General features: G+C 68.1%; 11 protein-coding genes. 9 read left to right on the plus strand and 2 right to left on the minus strand.

Features of this window, described 5'->3' with window-relative positions:
• Positions 1-39: 39 nt before the first annotated feature.
• The 5 genes from IT182_12690 (at position 40) to IT182_12710 (ending at position 5723) form a co-directional block, all read left to right on the plus strand.
• Entirely contained in the window at positions 40-1323 is a 1284-nt protein-coding gene (locus IT182_12690) for an MFS transporter (protein ID MCC6164198.1), read from the plus strand.
• Between the two features lie 37 nt (positions 1324-1360).
• Positions 1361-2299, plus strand: coding sequence for an aldo/keto reductase (locus IT182_12695; protein MCC6164199.1), 939 nt, complete (start codon positions 1361-1363; stop codon positions 2297-2299).
• Positions 2296-3471 carry an esterase family protein gene (locus IT182_12700; protein ID MCC6164200.1) on the plus strand — a complete coding sequence of 392 codons (1176 nt, stop codon included), beginning with the start codon at positions 2296-2298 and terminating at the stop codon, positions 3469-3471. The genes IT182_12695 and IT182_12700 overlap by 4 nt, the downstream gene beginning before the upstream one ends.
• Positions 3472-3898: 427 nt before the next feature.
• Complete coding sequence (locus IT182_12705) at positions 3899-4936, plus strand: PEGA domain-containing protein (protein MCC6164201.1); 1038 nt, start codon at positions 3899-3901, stop codon at positions 4934-4936.
• A 286-nt stretch (positions 4937-5222) separates the two neighbouring features.
• Entirely contained in the window at positions 5223-5723 is a 501-nt protein-coding gene (locus IT182_12710) for a hypothetical protein (GenBank protein ID MCC6164202.1), read from the plus strand.
• Between the two features lie 21 nt (positions 5724-5744).
• Here the strand turns inward: IT182_12710 and IT182_12715 are convergent, their stop codons facing one another.
• Together IT182_12715 and IT182_12720 are read right to left on the minus strand one after the other, a co-directional pair.
• Positions 5745-7100 carry a Gfo/Idh/MocA family oxidoreductase gene (locus IT182_12715; GenBank protein MCC6164203.1) on the minus strand — a complete coding sequence of 452 codons (1356 nt, stop codon included), beginning with the start codon at positions 7098-7100 and terminating at the stop codon, positions 5745-5747.
• Between the two features lie 59 nt (positions 7101-7159).
• Complete coding sequence (locus IT182_12720) at positions 7160-8797, minus strand: ABC-F family ATP-binding cassette domain-containing protein (protein ID MCC6164204.1); 1638 nt, start codon at positions 8795-8797, stop codon at positions 7160-7162.
• 53 nt (positions 8798-8850) lie between these two features.
• On the opposite strand from IT182_12720, the gene IT182_12725 reads away from it, so the two are divergent.
• The 4 genes from IT182_12725 to IT182_12740 all read left to right on the plus strand — a co-directional run bounded on the left by IT182_12725 (position 8851) and on the right by IT182_12740 (position 13565).
• Positions 8851-9501 (plus strand): DUF1080 domain-containing protein, encoded by a 651-nt coding sequence (locus IT182_12725; protein MCC6164205.1) that lies wholly within the window; start codon positions 8851-8853, stop codon positions 9499-9501.
• A 158-nt stretch (positions 9502-9659) separates the two neighbouring features.
• Positions 9660-10043 carry a BlaI/MecI/CopY family transcriptional regulator gene (locus tag IT182_12730; GenBank protein MCC6164206.1) on the plus strand — a complete coding sequence of 128 codons (384 nt, stop codon included), beginning with the start codon at positions 9660-9662 and terminating at the stop codon, positions 10041-10043.
• Positions 10040-11977 (plus strand): M56 family metallopeptidase, encoded by a 1938-nt coding sequence (locus tag IT182_12735; protein ID MCC6164207.1) that lies wholly within the window; start codon positions 10040-10042, stop codon positions 11975-11977. Before IT182_12730 ends, IT182_12735 begins: the two co-directional genes overlap by 4 nt.
• A gap of 103 nt (positions 11978-12080) precedes the next feature.
• Positions 12081-13565, plus strand: coding sequence for a neutral/alkaline non-lysosomal ceramidase N-terminal domain-containing protein (locus IT182_12740; GenBank protein MCC6164208.1), 1485 nt, complete (start codon positions 12081-12083; stop codon positions 13563-13565).
• The last annotated feature ends 16 nt before the right edge of the window (positions 13566-13581 follow it).

Below are 13581 nucleotides of genomic sequence, written 5' to 3' on the forward strand. Positions count from 1 at the left end.
CAACGATGGATGGGGTCGTGTCGTTTACAGTACGTCAACATGACCCGGCAGCCTGGCTTTCTGCATCGGTTGATCGACGTGCGTCCAGGCGAGATGAGCGCCCTCCTGTGGGCGACGCTCTTCTACTTCTGCGCGCTGTCGGCGTACTACGTCATCCGCCCGATCCGCGACGCCATGGGCGCCGAGAGCGGCGTGGAGAATCTCCCGTGGCTGTTCACGGCCACGCTCGTGGCGATGCTGGTGGTGAACCCGCCGTACGCGGCGCTGGTCTCGCGGCTGCCCCGCCTGCAGTTCATCAGCTACACGTACCGCTTTTTCGAAGCGAATCTGCTGCTCTTCTTCGCGATCTTCCTCCTCGGCGGCGCGGCGCTCCAGACGCTGGCCGGCGGCGTGTTCTTCGTCTGGACGTCGGTCTTCAACCTCTTTGTCGTCTCGGTGTTCTGGGCGTTCATGGTGGACGTCTTCACGCGCGAGCAGGGCAAGCGCCTCTTCGGCTTCATCGCGGCGGGCGCAACGGTGGGCGCCATCCTGGGATCGTTGGTGCCGGCGCTGCTGGCGCAGCGCATCGGCAGCACGCCGCTGCTGCTCGTGTCCGTGGTGCTGCTCGAGATCGCGGTGTTTGCCATGGTCCGGCTGTCGGCCATCGCCACGGCCCTGCGAACGGCCACGGGCGGCGCGAGCGAGGACACGCCGATCGGCGGCGGCGCGCTGGAGGGTTTCAAGCGCGCCCTGAGCAGCCCGTATCTGCTCAACGTCGCCCTCTACATGCTCCTGTACACGTTCACGTCCACCGTCCTGTACTTCCAGCAGGTCGACATCGCCGCGAGCTACTTCGACAGCCGCGGTGCGCGAACGGCGTTCTTCGCGCGCGTCGACCTCGCCGTGAACGTCCTGACGCTCGTGACGCAGCTGTTCCTCACGAGCCGCCTCCTCCAGTGGCTCGGGGTGGCAGTGACGCTCTCGATCCTGCCGCTGGTCAGCGTGCTCGGGTTCGCATGGCTCGGCGTGATGCCGACGATTGCCGCCATCGTGGCCTTGCAGGTCACGCGTCGTGCGAGTAACTTCGCCATTGCGCGCCCCACACGCGAGTTCCTGTACACGGTGCTGTCGCGGGAGGACAAGTACAAGGCCAAGAGTCTCATCGACACGGCCGTGTACCGGCTCGGCGATCAGGTGGGCGCGTGGTCGTATGCGGCACTCGGCGCGTTGGGTCTGGCGCTGCCGGGTATCGCGCTCTACGTGGCCGTCCCTGTTTCGCTGGCGTGGCTCGCCAACGCGTTCTGGCTCGGCAAACGTCAGGAGCGCATGGCGCAGGAAGCCTGAGAGAGGACACATGTCGATGACCCGATCACATACCCGTATGACGCGACGCGACGCACTCGGCACGGTCGCTGCCGCCGGTGCAGGCCTGGTCCTGGCGCACTGGTCGTCGTCCACAGTGGAAGGCCAGACGCTGCCGGCCATCCTCAAGGGGATCCCCAAGAGCGGCGAACAGATTCCGGTCATCGGGCTCGGGACCAATCTGTACAACGTGAAGACGCCGGAGGAACTCGCGCCGCTGCGCGAGGTGATCCGCGAGATGCCGGCCACGGGCGGCACGTTGATCGACACGGCGCCCGGCTACGGTCGTTCCGAGATCATCCTCGGCGAATTGATGGCCGAACTCGGCAATCGCGACAAGTTCTTCCTGGCCACGAAGGTGATGGCCCCCAACGGCGACGCGGCGGCAGGGCAAGCGCAGCTCGAAGAATCCTTCCGCCGCCTCAAGACGGACCGCATCGAGCTGATGCAGGTCCACAGCCTGAACGGCACGGCGGCCATCATGCCGACGCTGCTGAAGATGAAGGAGCAAGGACGCATCCGCTACATCGGCGTCACCACGTCGGAGGATCGCCAGTATCCGGACCTGCTCGCCCAGATGCGGGAGTTCCCGCTCGACTTCATCCAGGTGGACTATTCTCTCGACAACCGCAACGCCGCGCAGGACGTGCTGCCGCTCGCGCAGGAACTGAAGATGGGCGTGCTCACGAACCTGCCGCTCGGTGGCGGTCGCGGCAGCCTCTTCCGTCGCGTGCAGGGCCAGCCAGTGCCTGACTGGGCCAGGGCGTTCGATGCCTCGTCCTGGGCCCACGTGTTCCTGAAGTACGTGGTCTCGCACCCGGCCATCACGGTGGCGATTCCGGGCACGCGGCAGGTGACCAACCTGAAGGACAACCAGGGCGCCGGCAAGGGCAAGCTGCCGACGGCAGCGCAGCGCGCCGAGATCGAGAAATTCTGGGACAGCCTCCCGCAGCCATGAGCAGCCCTCCCCTGCTCCCGTTGCGAGTGGTGGCCGCGGCAGCGCTGTTGGCGCTGCCGTGCCATGTGTCCCAGGCGCAACCCGCCGCCGCTCCTCGAGCGGCGACGGCCCCTGCGCCGGTACTCGTGTCACCGGAGGTCCATGCCGACGGCCGGGTCACGTTCAGGTTCCGCGCGCCGACGGCAGGAGACGTCGCCGTCGGCCGTTCGGGTGCGGATCGTCTGCCCATGGTGAAAGACGAGGAGGGCGTGTGGTCGGCGACCACTGGAGCCCTCGAGCCCGACATCTACCAGTACACCTTCAGTGTCGATGGCCGGACAACGCTCGATCCGTTGAACACGTGGGTCGCACCCAACCTGCTCAACATGTCGAACATGGTGCGCGTGCCGGGGCCCTCGTCCGGCGACGGGCATCGACCGTGGGACGTCGCCGACGTGCCGCGCGGCCAGTTGCATCGCCACTTCTACGCGTCGGCCCGGGTGGGCGACCACCGCGACTACTACGTCTACACGCCACCAGGCTATGACGCCCGTCGCACGGAGGCCTATCCGGTCCTCTACCTCCTGCACGGTTTCTCCGACGATGCGAGCGGGTGGACGGCGGTGGGTCAGGCGCACGTCATCCTTGACAACCTGATCGCGGCGCGAAGAGTCACGCCGATGCTCGTCGTGATGACGCTGGGCTACGGCGCACCGGAGATCCTGACGCGCGGTCCACGTGCACCGGGCCTGGGGCAGAGGAACATGGAGGGCTATCGCGACGCGCTGTTTGCCGAGGTCATCCCGGCCATCGAGCGCGACTATCACGCCGACACGCGCCGCGAGCGCCGTGCGATTGCCGGTCTCTCGATGGGCGGAGCCGAAAGCCTGTTCGTGGGCCTGAACGCCATCGACAGGTTCGGATGGATTGGCGCCTTCAGTTCAGGCGGGCTCGGCGATGCGACGCAGTTCGCCACGCTGTTCCCTTCGCTGACGTCGGCGGAGGGCAGGCGGCTGCGCCTGCTGTGGATCGCGTGCGGTACCGAGGATCGCCTGATCGACGCGAACCGCCAGTTCCGCGCCTTCCTCACCGAACGCGGCGTGCCGCACGAGGCGATCGAGACGGCTGGGGCTCACACGTGGACCGTCTGGCGCCGCAACCTCGCCACGTTCGCGACCCTGATCTTTCGCTGAACGCACCGGGCACCGGGCACCGAATGCGGAAGCGGCCATCGGGAATGGAGCGAACGGGTTTCAGAGCCTGTGAAGGAATCGCGTGTCGGTGCGGGTGGCGCCGGACGGGGCCGCCCCGCCCGCGCGCAGGCGCGTCAGCCGTACAAGGGCCGTTCGCGCCGAGGGCGGGTGGGGCTGTCCGGCGACAGGACCCGCGCCTTCACGAATACCCGCGATTGCTTCACAGGCTCTTCAACCCGTTGGTCGACGCTACGTGGGATCGACATGCGGCGGTCGGTCATCCCGCAGTCAGTCTGTCTCCTGCTCGGGACGATGGGCACTGCCGTCAACGCTGCAGCATGGGAACGTGTCAGTCAGGGGGGACACTCGACGCTGGTATCCAACTTGCTCTCAACCACGACAGGCGCCTATTCAGGAGACCCGCAACGTGAAACAGTTCGGAAGAAGTCTCGTGGTTGCGACGGCCGTGCTCACGGCAACGGCATTCGTCCCTGAGCTTGCCTTCGCGCAGCGTGCGCGTGGCGGTGGCGGGTCGCGCGGCGGCACCGTCGGACGGGCCGTGCCTCGCGGCGGCGGCGCGATGCGCCCCGGCGGCGTGCGTTCGGGCGGCCGCAGCTACAGGCCGGTATACGTGGGCCGGCGCGGCTACTACGGCTACTACCGCGGTTGGGGTCTGGGCGCCGGCGCATGGGGCTGGGGTCCGGGCTGGTGGGGACCGGGCTACGCGAGCAGCATGTGGTGGCCAGGTTGGGGCTGGTGGGGAGGTCCTGCGATCTACGCACCACCCTACGGCCTGCGAGTCACCAGCAACGCGCGCTTCCTCGTGACGCCGCGCGAAGCCGAGGTGTACATCGATGGCGCGCTGGCCGGAGTCGTCGACCAGTACGACGGCGTCTTCCAGAGCCTGACGCTCGCGCCGGGCACGCACACGATCTCGCTCTATCTCGACGGCTTCCGGCGCGTCGATCGCAGCGTGTACGTGGCGCCGGGGTCGACTCTGAAGCTGCGCCATACGATGGAACCGCTGCCCGCCGGCGCCTCGCCCGACCAACGCCCGGTGCTCGCGCCACGGCCCGAGCGACAGGCACTCGAGGTGGGTCCAGGCCGAGCACCTGACGAGCCACCCGTTGCGCGGGCACCTCGTCCACCGCGTGAGCCACGTGAACCGCGCGCGCCACGCGCACCGCGACCGCCGGGATCTGTCGAGGCGCGGCCCGACGTGGCCGACGGTGGCTTGCTCGTCATTCGCGTGCAGCCGGCGGATGCCGACGTGTTGATCGACGGGCAGCTGTGGCAGACACCCGACGGCACCAGGCCGCTGGAAGTCCGTGTGCCCGCCGGGCGCGTCAGAATCGACGTGCGGAAACCGGGACACACGCCGTTCACGGCCGACGTGACGGTACAGCCGGGCGAAGTGACGCCCATCAATGTGAGTCTGCCGTCGCGCGAGGCGCCGATCGAGTAGACACGAAGACCCTCCCGCCGCACGGCCGGCATGCGGATGTCCTGTCCACGTGTCGGTTCGTGTTCTCCGTCTCCGCGCCGGCCCTGCGTCGGTGCGGTGCCGGAACCTTCCTCATACGTGCATTACTGCAGTACCTGCCAGCGGGACCTCGAAAGGGTCCCGCTGGTCCCCGCTTGCGTCCTCCCGTGTCAAGGAGTACCGTTGCGTGTCTCCAATCAATCGGCTCGCGCCGAACACGTGATGTCCGGCGGGAGCTGTCGCGTTCCTGTGGACGTGGTGGTGTGCGATGGGTACACGCGTATCGACAACGATGTGGCGATCGGCGGTGGTGCTCGGTCTGCTTCAGTTGATGCCGGCGATGGCCGGCGCCCAGGCAAGACGCGCGGCCGACACCGTTGATGTCACCGCGACCGTCGAAACCACGGCAAGCGCGAACAAGCTCATTCAATCGATCACGTTCTCGCCGATCGTGGCCTTCGCCGGAGCCGATCTCCGCGTTGTGGTGCGTGTGCAGCCCGACGCCGGCAATCGCCGCCTGCACATGATCGTCGACGCGCCGGTGTTCTACGCCAGCACCGAGCGTCAGCTCGATGGCATCGACGGCGCGCGCGCCCACACTTTCAACGTGCGTGAACTCCCGCCAGGCGACTACCAGATCGTGGCCACGCTCGAAGGCGTCGGCGGCATCAGGTCGCGCGTGACGCGCACCTTCAAGGTGATGGGCGGAGACGAGACGCCGCCCGAGCCGCCCACGCGCTCCATCGGTCGCCGGCGCGGACGCAGCTGACCTCCACCGGCCCGCGTCCCGTCACGCCATGGATGCCGCGGGGTGCGTCCACGGCGCCCGATACGGCCGGCGCAGCAGCGCGTTGGCCTGGGCATCGTTCACGATGCGGCCGGCCTCGTGATCCCACGTCAGCGACCGCCGCAACTGCATCGAGTGGTTCGCCAGGATGCACGCCGTCGTCGACATGTAGCCTTCCTCGATGTCGGCGACGGGACGTCCACCCGCGTCGATGCACCGCAGCAGGTCGCGCATGTGGCCGCGCATCGCCGGCGCAACATGCCGCTCCAGATCCTTCTCGGTCCGATCCTCCGGATACTGCTCGAACTCGTACGTCACGTCCTCGTGGAGCGGCGTGCCGTCGCCGCGCGGGATGAAGTCCCAACTCATCACGCTCGCCTTGAGCGTGCCCTTGTCGCCATAGATCGTGGCGCCCCACGGGTACTTCGGATCCGGGGCGTCGCCCCACGTGCGATGCGTCCACACGACGGGCAGCGACCCGAAATCGAACGTCGCCGTCTGCGTGTCGCTGATGTTGGCCCTGCTGTTGGGCTGCACGAGAATCCCGCCGGTCGACGCCACGCGTTCCGGCATGCCCAGGTCGAGCAGCCACCGCACCATGTCGAGCATGTGGATGCACATGTCGCCGACGATCCCGTTGCCGTATTCCATGAAGGCACGCCATCCCCGCGGATGGACGAGCGCGTTGTAGGGCCGCATGGGGGCGGGCCCCGTCCACATCTCGTAGTCGAGCGTGGCCGGCGGTGTCGCGTCCGGTGGATTCTCGCGCGTGCGCATGTGGTAGTAGCAGTAGATCTCCACGTACGCGACCTTCCCCAGCAGGCCTTCCTGAATCACTCGCCGCCGTGCGTTGATCAGATGTGGCGTGCTGCGGCGCTGCGTGCCGACCTGCACCACGCGAGTGTGACGGCGCGCGGCGGCGAGAATCGCCTGCCCCTCGGCGATGTCCACGCTGATCGGCTTCTGCAGGTAGAGGTGCGCGCCCGCCTGCATCGCCTCGATGGCCGCCAGCGCATGCCAATGATCGGGGGTGCCGATGAGCACGACGTCGAGATCGCGCTCCTTCAGCATCTCGCGGTAGTCGCGATACGTGCGTGGTGTCTTTCGCGATGCCTGCCGCGACGCGACGATCTCCGCGGCACCCGCGAGCATCTGCGCGTCGACGTCGCACAACGACACCACGTCGACCGGCTCGACCTGGATGAGGCGCAGCAGGTCCGCCTTGCCGTACCAGCCCGAGCCGATGAGGCCGACGCGGCGCGGCTTCGGTTGCGCGCGCGCGGCGATGGACATCGGCAGCGGCAGCGCGGCGAGGGCGAGCGCACGGCTGCCCTGCTTCAGGAGGTCACGACGATCCATAGGGCCTTGTATGGCGAAGCGGCGGCCGAACGCAAGTCGCGGCCGCGGGCGCGTCTGCGTCAGGCGTGGACGCCAGGCGCTTCGTGGCCTGTGCGCGCGACGTACTCCACGTAGGACCCCGGAAACAGGTGCGGCTCCCGCTCGCGTCCGCTCTCGCCTCCCAGTTCGAGCACGCGGTTGCTCAGCCCGCGCAGGAACGTCCTGTCGTGCGAGACGAAGATTATCGTGCCCTCGAAGTCGGTCAGGGCCTCGATGAGCATCTCCTTGGTCGCGAGATCGAGGTGGTTGGTCGGCTCGTCGAGCACGAGGAAGTTCGGCGGATACAGCAGCATCCGCGCAATCACCAGCCGCGTCCGTTCACCGCCGGACAGCGCCCGGATGGGCTTGTCCACATCGTCTCCGGAGAACTGGAAGGCACCGAGCAGGTTGCGCAGCACGCCGATCGATTCCTGTGGGAAGTCCTTCTGGACCTGCGTCTCGATCGTGAGGTCCGGGTCGAGCACCTGCAACGACTGCTGCGCGAAGTACCCCATCTGGAGACTCGCGCCGAGCGTGACCTGTCCGGCGTCCGGCGCCAGCGCGCCCGCGATCATCCGGAGGAGCGTGGACTTGCCCGCACCGTTCTTCCCCATCACGCACCAGCGTTCGCCGCGCATGATGTTCATCGACAGGCCCCCGTGCACCACGCGATCGCCGTAGGCCTTCGTCAGGCCCTCGAGCACCGCGACCCTGTCACCCGAGCGCGGCGGCTGGCGGAACTTGAACGGCACCACTTTCCGCTTCTTCGGCAGTTCGATCTTCTCGATCTTCTCGAGCGCCTTCACACGACTCTGCACCTGCGCGGCCTTGGCGGCGTGCGCGGAGAACCGCTCGATGAAGCGCTGCTCCTTGGCGAGCATCGCCTGCTGGCGCGCGTACGCGGCTTCGCGATTGGCTTCTCGCTGCGCGCGCTCGCGCTCGTAGAACTCGTAGTTGCCGGAATAGACGGTGATCTCGCCGCCGTCGATCTCGGCGATCTTCGTGACGATGCGGTTCATGAACTCGCGATCGTGCGACGTCATGAGGAGCGCGCCGTCGAGCGACGTCAGGAAGCGTTCGAGCCACAGGATCGACTCGATATCGAGGTGGTTGGTGGGCTCGTCGAGCAGCAGCACGTCTGGCTTGCCGAGGAGCACCCGCGCCATCGCGACACGCATCTTCCAGCCGCCGGAGAGCGCGCCGACGTCGCCGTCGATCTGCGCGTCATCGAACCCGAGGCCCTGGAGCACGTCGCGGGCCTGCGCCTCGAGCGCGTAGCCACCGAGGTGGTCGTACTCCTCCTGCACGTGGCCGAATCGATCGAGGATGCGATCCATGTCGTCGGCGCGATCGGGATCCCCCATCGCGTGCTGGAGCGCCTCCAATTCGTGGTGCAGCGTGCCCACGCGGCCGCTGCCGGCGATCGCCTCGTCGAGCACGGAGCGTCCGCTCATCTCCTCGACGTCCTGCCTGAAGTAGCCCACGGTGAGCTTGCGCGGCACCGAGAGGTCGCCCTCGTCAGCCGACTCCTCGCCGACGATCATGCGGAAGAGCGTGGTCTTGCCGGCACCGTTGGGACCGACGAGGCCGACGCGCTCGCCGGGATTGAGCTGGAACGAGGCGTCGACGAACAACACCTGGCGGCCGTACTGCTTGGAGATCTTCGAGAACGTGATCATCGGGACACTCAACCGTCCATGATAGAGTCGCCGCGTCTTTCGATGGAGGTTCGATGCGCGCCCGACTGTCGTGGCTGACCGCCCTGTGCGGAGCCGTCCTGCTGCTGGTCCCCCACTCGCTCGTGTCCCTGCGGGCCCAGGACGGCTGGATCTCGCTCTTCGACGGCAAGACCCTCGACGGCTGGAAGGTCGGCGAGAACGCCGCGACGTTCAGCGTGCAGGACGGCGCCATCGTCGTGTTCGGGCCACGCGCACACCTCTATTACATGGGCCCCGTGCAGGATCACGTGTTCACCGACTTCGAGTGGAAGGCCGACGTGATGACGTTCCCGGGTTCCAACTCGGGGATGTACTTCCACACCGAGTACCGGGAGAGCGGCTGGCCCGAGAAGGGATACGAGGTGCAGGTGAACAACTCGCACACCGACCCGATCCGTACCGGCAGTCTCTACAACATCGTCAACTACATGATCTCCGCGCCGGCGCGCGACAACGAGTGGTTCACGCAGCTCGTGATCGTCAAGGGCAGGACCGTGACGATCAAGGTGAACGGCGTCACGACGGTGGCCTACACCGAGCCGGCCGGCGTGGAACGCCCCGCCAGCATGGCGCAGCGCCTCCTCTCGAAGGGCACCTTCGCGCTGCAGGGCCACGACCCCAAGAGCCGCGTCCACTTCAGGAACATCCAGGTCCGCCCGCTCTGACGGAGACGCGTGCGGTTGGGTCCGGACTGGACGCCGTGAACCGTTCTGCGACCGCCCTCGTCTGACGTTCCGGGTGTTGACGACAACTGTAGTCAGTGGCACACTGCCCCTGTTGACGACAGTTGTAGTCAACGCGAAGGAACGACAACGTGGCGACCATCAAGCGACCCGGCGAGCAGGAACTCGCCCTCCTCACCTGGCTGGCCGAGCACCCGGCCCTGTCGGTCGGCGAAGTGGCCGATCAGTACGGCACGCCGCGCGACCTTGCCCGCTCGACCATCCTCACGATGATGGAACGGCTGCGCAAGAAGGGACACCTGTCGCGCAGGCGTACCGATGGCGTGTTCCGCTACACCTCTGCCGCGGGACCTGACGAGGTCCTGAAGGACGCCGTGGGCACATTCGTCTCTCGTACCCTCGGCGGTTCGATGTCGCCATTTGTGGCCTATCTCAGCGACGAGGCCAACGTCACCCCCGAGGAACTGGCGGAACTGCAGGCCCTCGTGGCGCGCCTCGAACACCGCACGAAGAGGTCGTCATGACGCTGCTGACGCTCGCCGATCTGCTCCGGACCGGCAGTCTCGACGTGCTCGTCGCGTTGACGCGCGCGTCGATCGACGGTGCCGTGTGCGCCATCGTCGTGTGGGCCGTCATCCGCGCGGTGCCGTCGCTGCCGGCGTCGGCGCGTGCGTGGCTGTGGTGGTCCGTGTCGTTGAAGCTGATGCTCGGCCTGCTGCCGCTTCCGGGCGTCGCGCTGCCATGGCTGCCGGTACCCGAGCGCGCCATGGCGACGCTCGAAGACGGCCGCGCACCGGGCGTGGCGCTCGTCGACAGCCAGCCGCGACCTGCCGTCCGCGCGACGACGTCGAATGACATTCCTGTCGCGTACGACGCCATCGTTCCGGCGACGGACGCCGACATGGCCCCGTCGCGCGTGACACTCCCCTACGCCACGTTCTGGCCCGTCCTGCTCGTCGCGATCTGGCTATCGATACTCGCGCTGCACGCCGCGGGTCTCTGGCGAGCGCTGGGAACCGCGCGACGCCTGAGGCGCGATGCCATTCCCGCACCGCCGCACGTCATCGGTCGCGCGATCGATCTCGTGGCGCGTTTCGCGCTGCCGATCGTGCCGCGCGTCCTCGCGTCGCGCATCGTCAGCGTGCCATTGCTCATGGGCATCATCCGTCCCGCCATCGTGCTTCCGGCGTCGAGCCCCGACACGTTGACGCGCGATGAGCTCGATCTCGTGCTGGGACACGAGCTCGCGCACATGCGCCGGCGCGATCTCGCCTGGGGATGGGTGCCGGCCATCGCGTCGCGCGTGTTCGCGTTCCATCCACTCGCGCGCCTCGCACTGCGCGAGTACCTCGCCGCACGCGAAGAAGCGTGCGATGCCGACGTTCTGCAGACACTCGACGTCGCGCCGGCCGATTACGGCCGCGCGATCGTGAAGCTCGGTGTGGCCACCACGGACGATGTGCTCGCGGCCGCGGGTGCGTCTCGCTCGTTCAGCCAGTTGAAGAGGAGATTGACGATGCTCGATCGTGTGCACACGCGTCCGTCGCGGTGGTGGTGGACCAGTGCGGGCGCGCCCGCCCTGCTGCTGCCGTTGACCATCGCCGCGCAGCCCGCGCCGACGCCGGTGCCGGAACCTCAATCCACACCTGCTGCCGTCGCGGCGCCCGTCCCTGCTCCGGCACCGCTGCCACTGGAGTCCGCGACGTTCGTACCCGACGTCCCCGTTCCACCCGCCCCGCCGGCGCCGCTCACGCCGGTAGCTGTTCTCCCAGACGTGCCGGCGCCACCGGCCGCACCACGCGCGCCATTCGGCGTCCCGGTTCCCGCGCCACAGCCAGCACCGCCGGCACCGGTCGCGCAGCCAGCCCCGCCAGCGCCACCTGCCCCGCCGGCCCCAGCGGCACGCAGCGAATGGCACCTCGTCAACGACGAACTTCCGTTCATCCTGCTCGACGGCCCTGGCCGCTCGATGTCGGCAGGCAGTTCGCGCGACAGGGCTGAAGCCGAGCGACAGCAGACATCGGCTGACGACACGTTGATCTGGTTCCGGCACGACGGCACGTCGTACGTCACGCGCGATCCCTCGACGATCCGGGCCGTGCGCGATGCCTTCGCGCCCGTCACCGTCGTCGGTCAGGAGATGAATCGCATCGGTAAGGAGATGAATCGCGTCGGCGCGGCGATGCGCGCACAGGGCGAGAGACAGGCTGACATCGGCGCACGTCAGGCCGACATCGCCATGAGACGGGCCGAGACCGGTGTGACGGTCGCGCGCGTGGCGGCCATCCACGCCGCCCGTGACGCCGAACGCGCTCGCGAATCGGAACGGACACTGGCGTCAGACCGTGCAGCACGGCAGGAAGCGCGTGCGGCGGCTCGCGAAGCCGCGGCGCAGGCCCGCGCGGCGAGCCTGTTGGCCGCCGCGGTCGCGTCCGGCGCTGCCACGCGCGCCCGCTGACCGAATCACCGCACGAAATAGACGGCGGCCGAGCAGGAACGGGCACGGCCGCCGTCTGCAGCGGTGAGGGAGCGACAGTCGCGATAGACTCCACCGATTCGCGATGGTCATCCCTCGTCTCTTCACCGCGCTCGCGCTCCTCGTCTTGCTCGCCGCCTTGCCTGCACGCGCACAGGCCGGGCTCGGAGCGCCGGCCCTACCCACGGCGGAGACGACACCGCGCCGCTTCCGCGCGGGCGCGGCCACCGCCAACATCACGCCCGCGCTCGGCGGTCTCATCGTCGGCAACTGGACGCCGACGCCGGCAACCCATATACACGACGAACTGCACGCGCGATGTCTCGTGCTCGACGATGGCGAGAGCCGTGTGGCGATCGTGGTGGTCGACAGCCTCGGCGTCCCGCGGCACGTGATCGACCACGCCAAGCGACTGGCGCACGCGCACACGGGCATTCCCGCCGAGCGCATCCTCGTCAGCGCCACGCACACGCACTCGGCGACGACATCGCTCGGCGAGCGCTGGTCGCCCGCCGAGTACGAGGTGTCGCCCGCGCTCGACGACTACCAGACGTTCCTCGCCACGCGCATCGCCGACAGCATCCGCCTGGGCGTCGCGAATCTCGAGCCCGCGCAGGTCGCCTGGGGACGAGCCTCACTGCCGGACGAGGTGTTCAACCGCCGCTGGTTCATGCACCCGGGCCCGCACCTCGAGAACCCGTTCGGCAGCACCGACCGCGTGCAGATGAATCCGCGTGTCGGCAGTCCGGAACTGATCGAGCCGGCCGGCCCCACAGACCCCGACATCGCGATCCTCGCCGTCCGCGCGCTGAATGGACGGCCGATCTCGGTCCTTGCCAACTACTCGCTGCACTACGTCGGCGGCGTACCTGAAGGCCACGTCTCGGCCGACTACTTCGGCGTGTTCGCGCGGCGCCTGGCGCACATGATCGGTGAGGACGAACGTGCATCGCGCTTTGTCGCCATCCTCTCGAACGGCACCAGCGGCGACGTCAACAACGTCGACGTCCGTGGCGGGCAGCAGCGGCTGCCGTCATACGAGCGCATGACGCGCGTGGCCAATCGCGTGGCCGCGCGTGTCTTCGACGCCTATCAGCACGTCACGTGGCACGACGCCGCACCAGTCCGCATGGCGCAGCAGACAATGACGCTCGAGACGCGCCGACCCACGCCGGAGTTGCTGGTATGGGCAAAGGCAGTCATGGCGCGTCCGGCAGATGCGCCCTTGCGCCATCCACGCGAGCGCATCTACGCCGAGCGCACCCTCGGCCGCGCCAGCGCCCCACCCACCCTCGACGTCGTCCTGCAGGCGGTGCGCATCGGCGATCTCGGTATCGCCACGATGCCCTTCGAGGTCTTCGCCGAGATCGGCATCGAGATCAAGGCAAAGACCCCCTTCGCGCAGAGCTTCACCATCTCTCTGGCCAACGGTTCCGAAGGATATCTGCCGACGGCTCGTCACCACCAACTCGGTGGCTACGAGACGTGGCTCGGCACCAACCGCGTGGAGCCGGACGCCGCCCGCAAGATGACCGACGCGCTGCTGGCGATGCTGGCAGCATTGAGGTAGAGACACGTCGACGACA

The sequence above is a fragment of the Acidobacteriota bacterium genome (assembly GCA_020845575.1).
Taxonomy (GTDB): Bacteria; Acidobacteriota; Vicinamibacteria; order Vicinamibacterales; family Vicinamibacteraceae; genus Luteitalea.

What these genes read in the sequence shown, in the direction of transcription:
- IT182_12695 (MCC6164199.1), top strand. Translation starts at nt 1,361, where the DNA reads ATGACGCGACGCGACGCACTCGGCACGGTCGCTGCCGCCGGTGCAGGC.
- IT182_12700 (MCC6164200.1), top strand. Translation starts at nt 2,296, where the DNA reads ATGAGCAGCCCTCCCCTGCTCCCGTTGCGAGTGGTGGCCGCGGCAGCG.
- IT182_12720 (MCC6164204.1), bottom strand. Translation starts at nt 8,797, where the DNA reads ATGATCACGTTCTCGAAGATCTCCAAGCAGTACGGCCGCCAGGTGTTG.
- IT182_12710 (MCC6164202.1), top strand. Translation starts at nt 5,223, where the DNA reads ATGGGTACACGCGTATCGACAACGATGTGGCGATCGGCGGTGGTGCTC.
- IT182_12740 (MCC6164208.1), top strand. Translation starts at nt 12,081, where the DNA reads ATGGTCATCCCTCGTCTCTTCACCGCGCTCGCGCTCCTCGTCTTGCTC.
- IT182_12715 (MCC6164203.1), bottom strand. Translation starts at nt 7,100, where the DNA reads ATGGATCGTCGTGACCTCCTGAAGCAGGGCAGCCGTGCGCTCGCCCTC.
- IT182_12690 (MCC6164198.1), top strand. Translation starts at nt 40, where the DNA reads ATGACCCGGCAGCCTGGCTTTCTGCATCGGTTGATCGACGTGCGTCCA.
- IT182_12725 (MCC6164205.1), top strand. Translation starts at nt 8,851, where the DNA reads ATGCGCGCCCGACTGTCGTGGCTGACCGCCCTGTGCGGAGCCGTCCTG.
- IT182_12735 (MCC6164207.1), top strand. Translation starts at nt 10,040, where the DNA reads ATGACGCTGCTGACGCTCGCCGATCTGCTCCGGACCGGCAGTCTCGAC.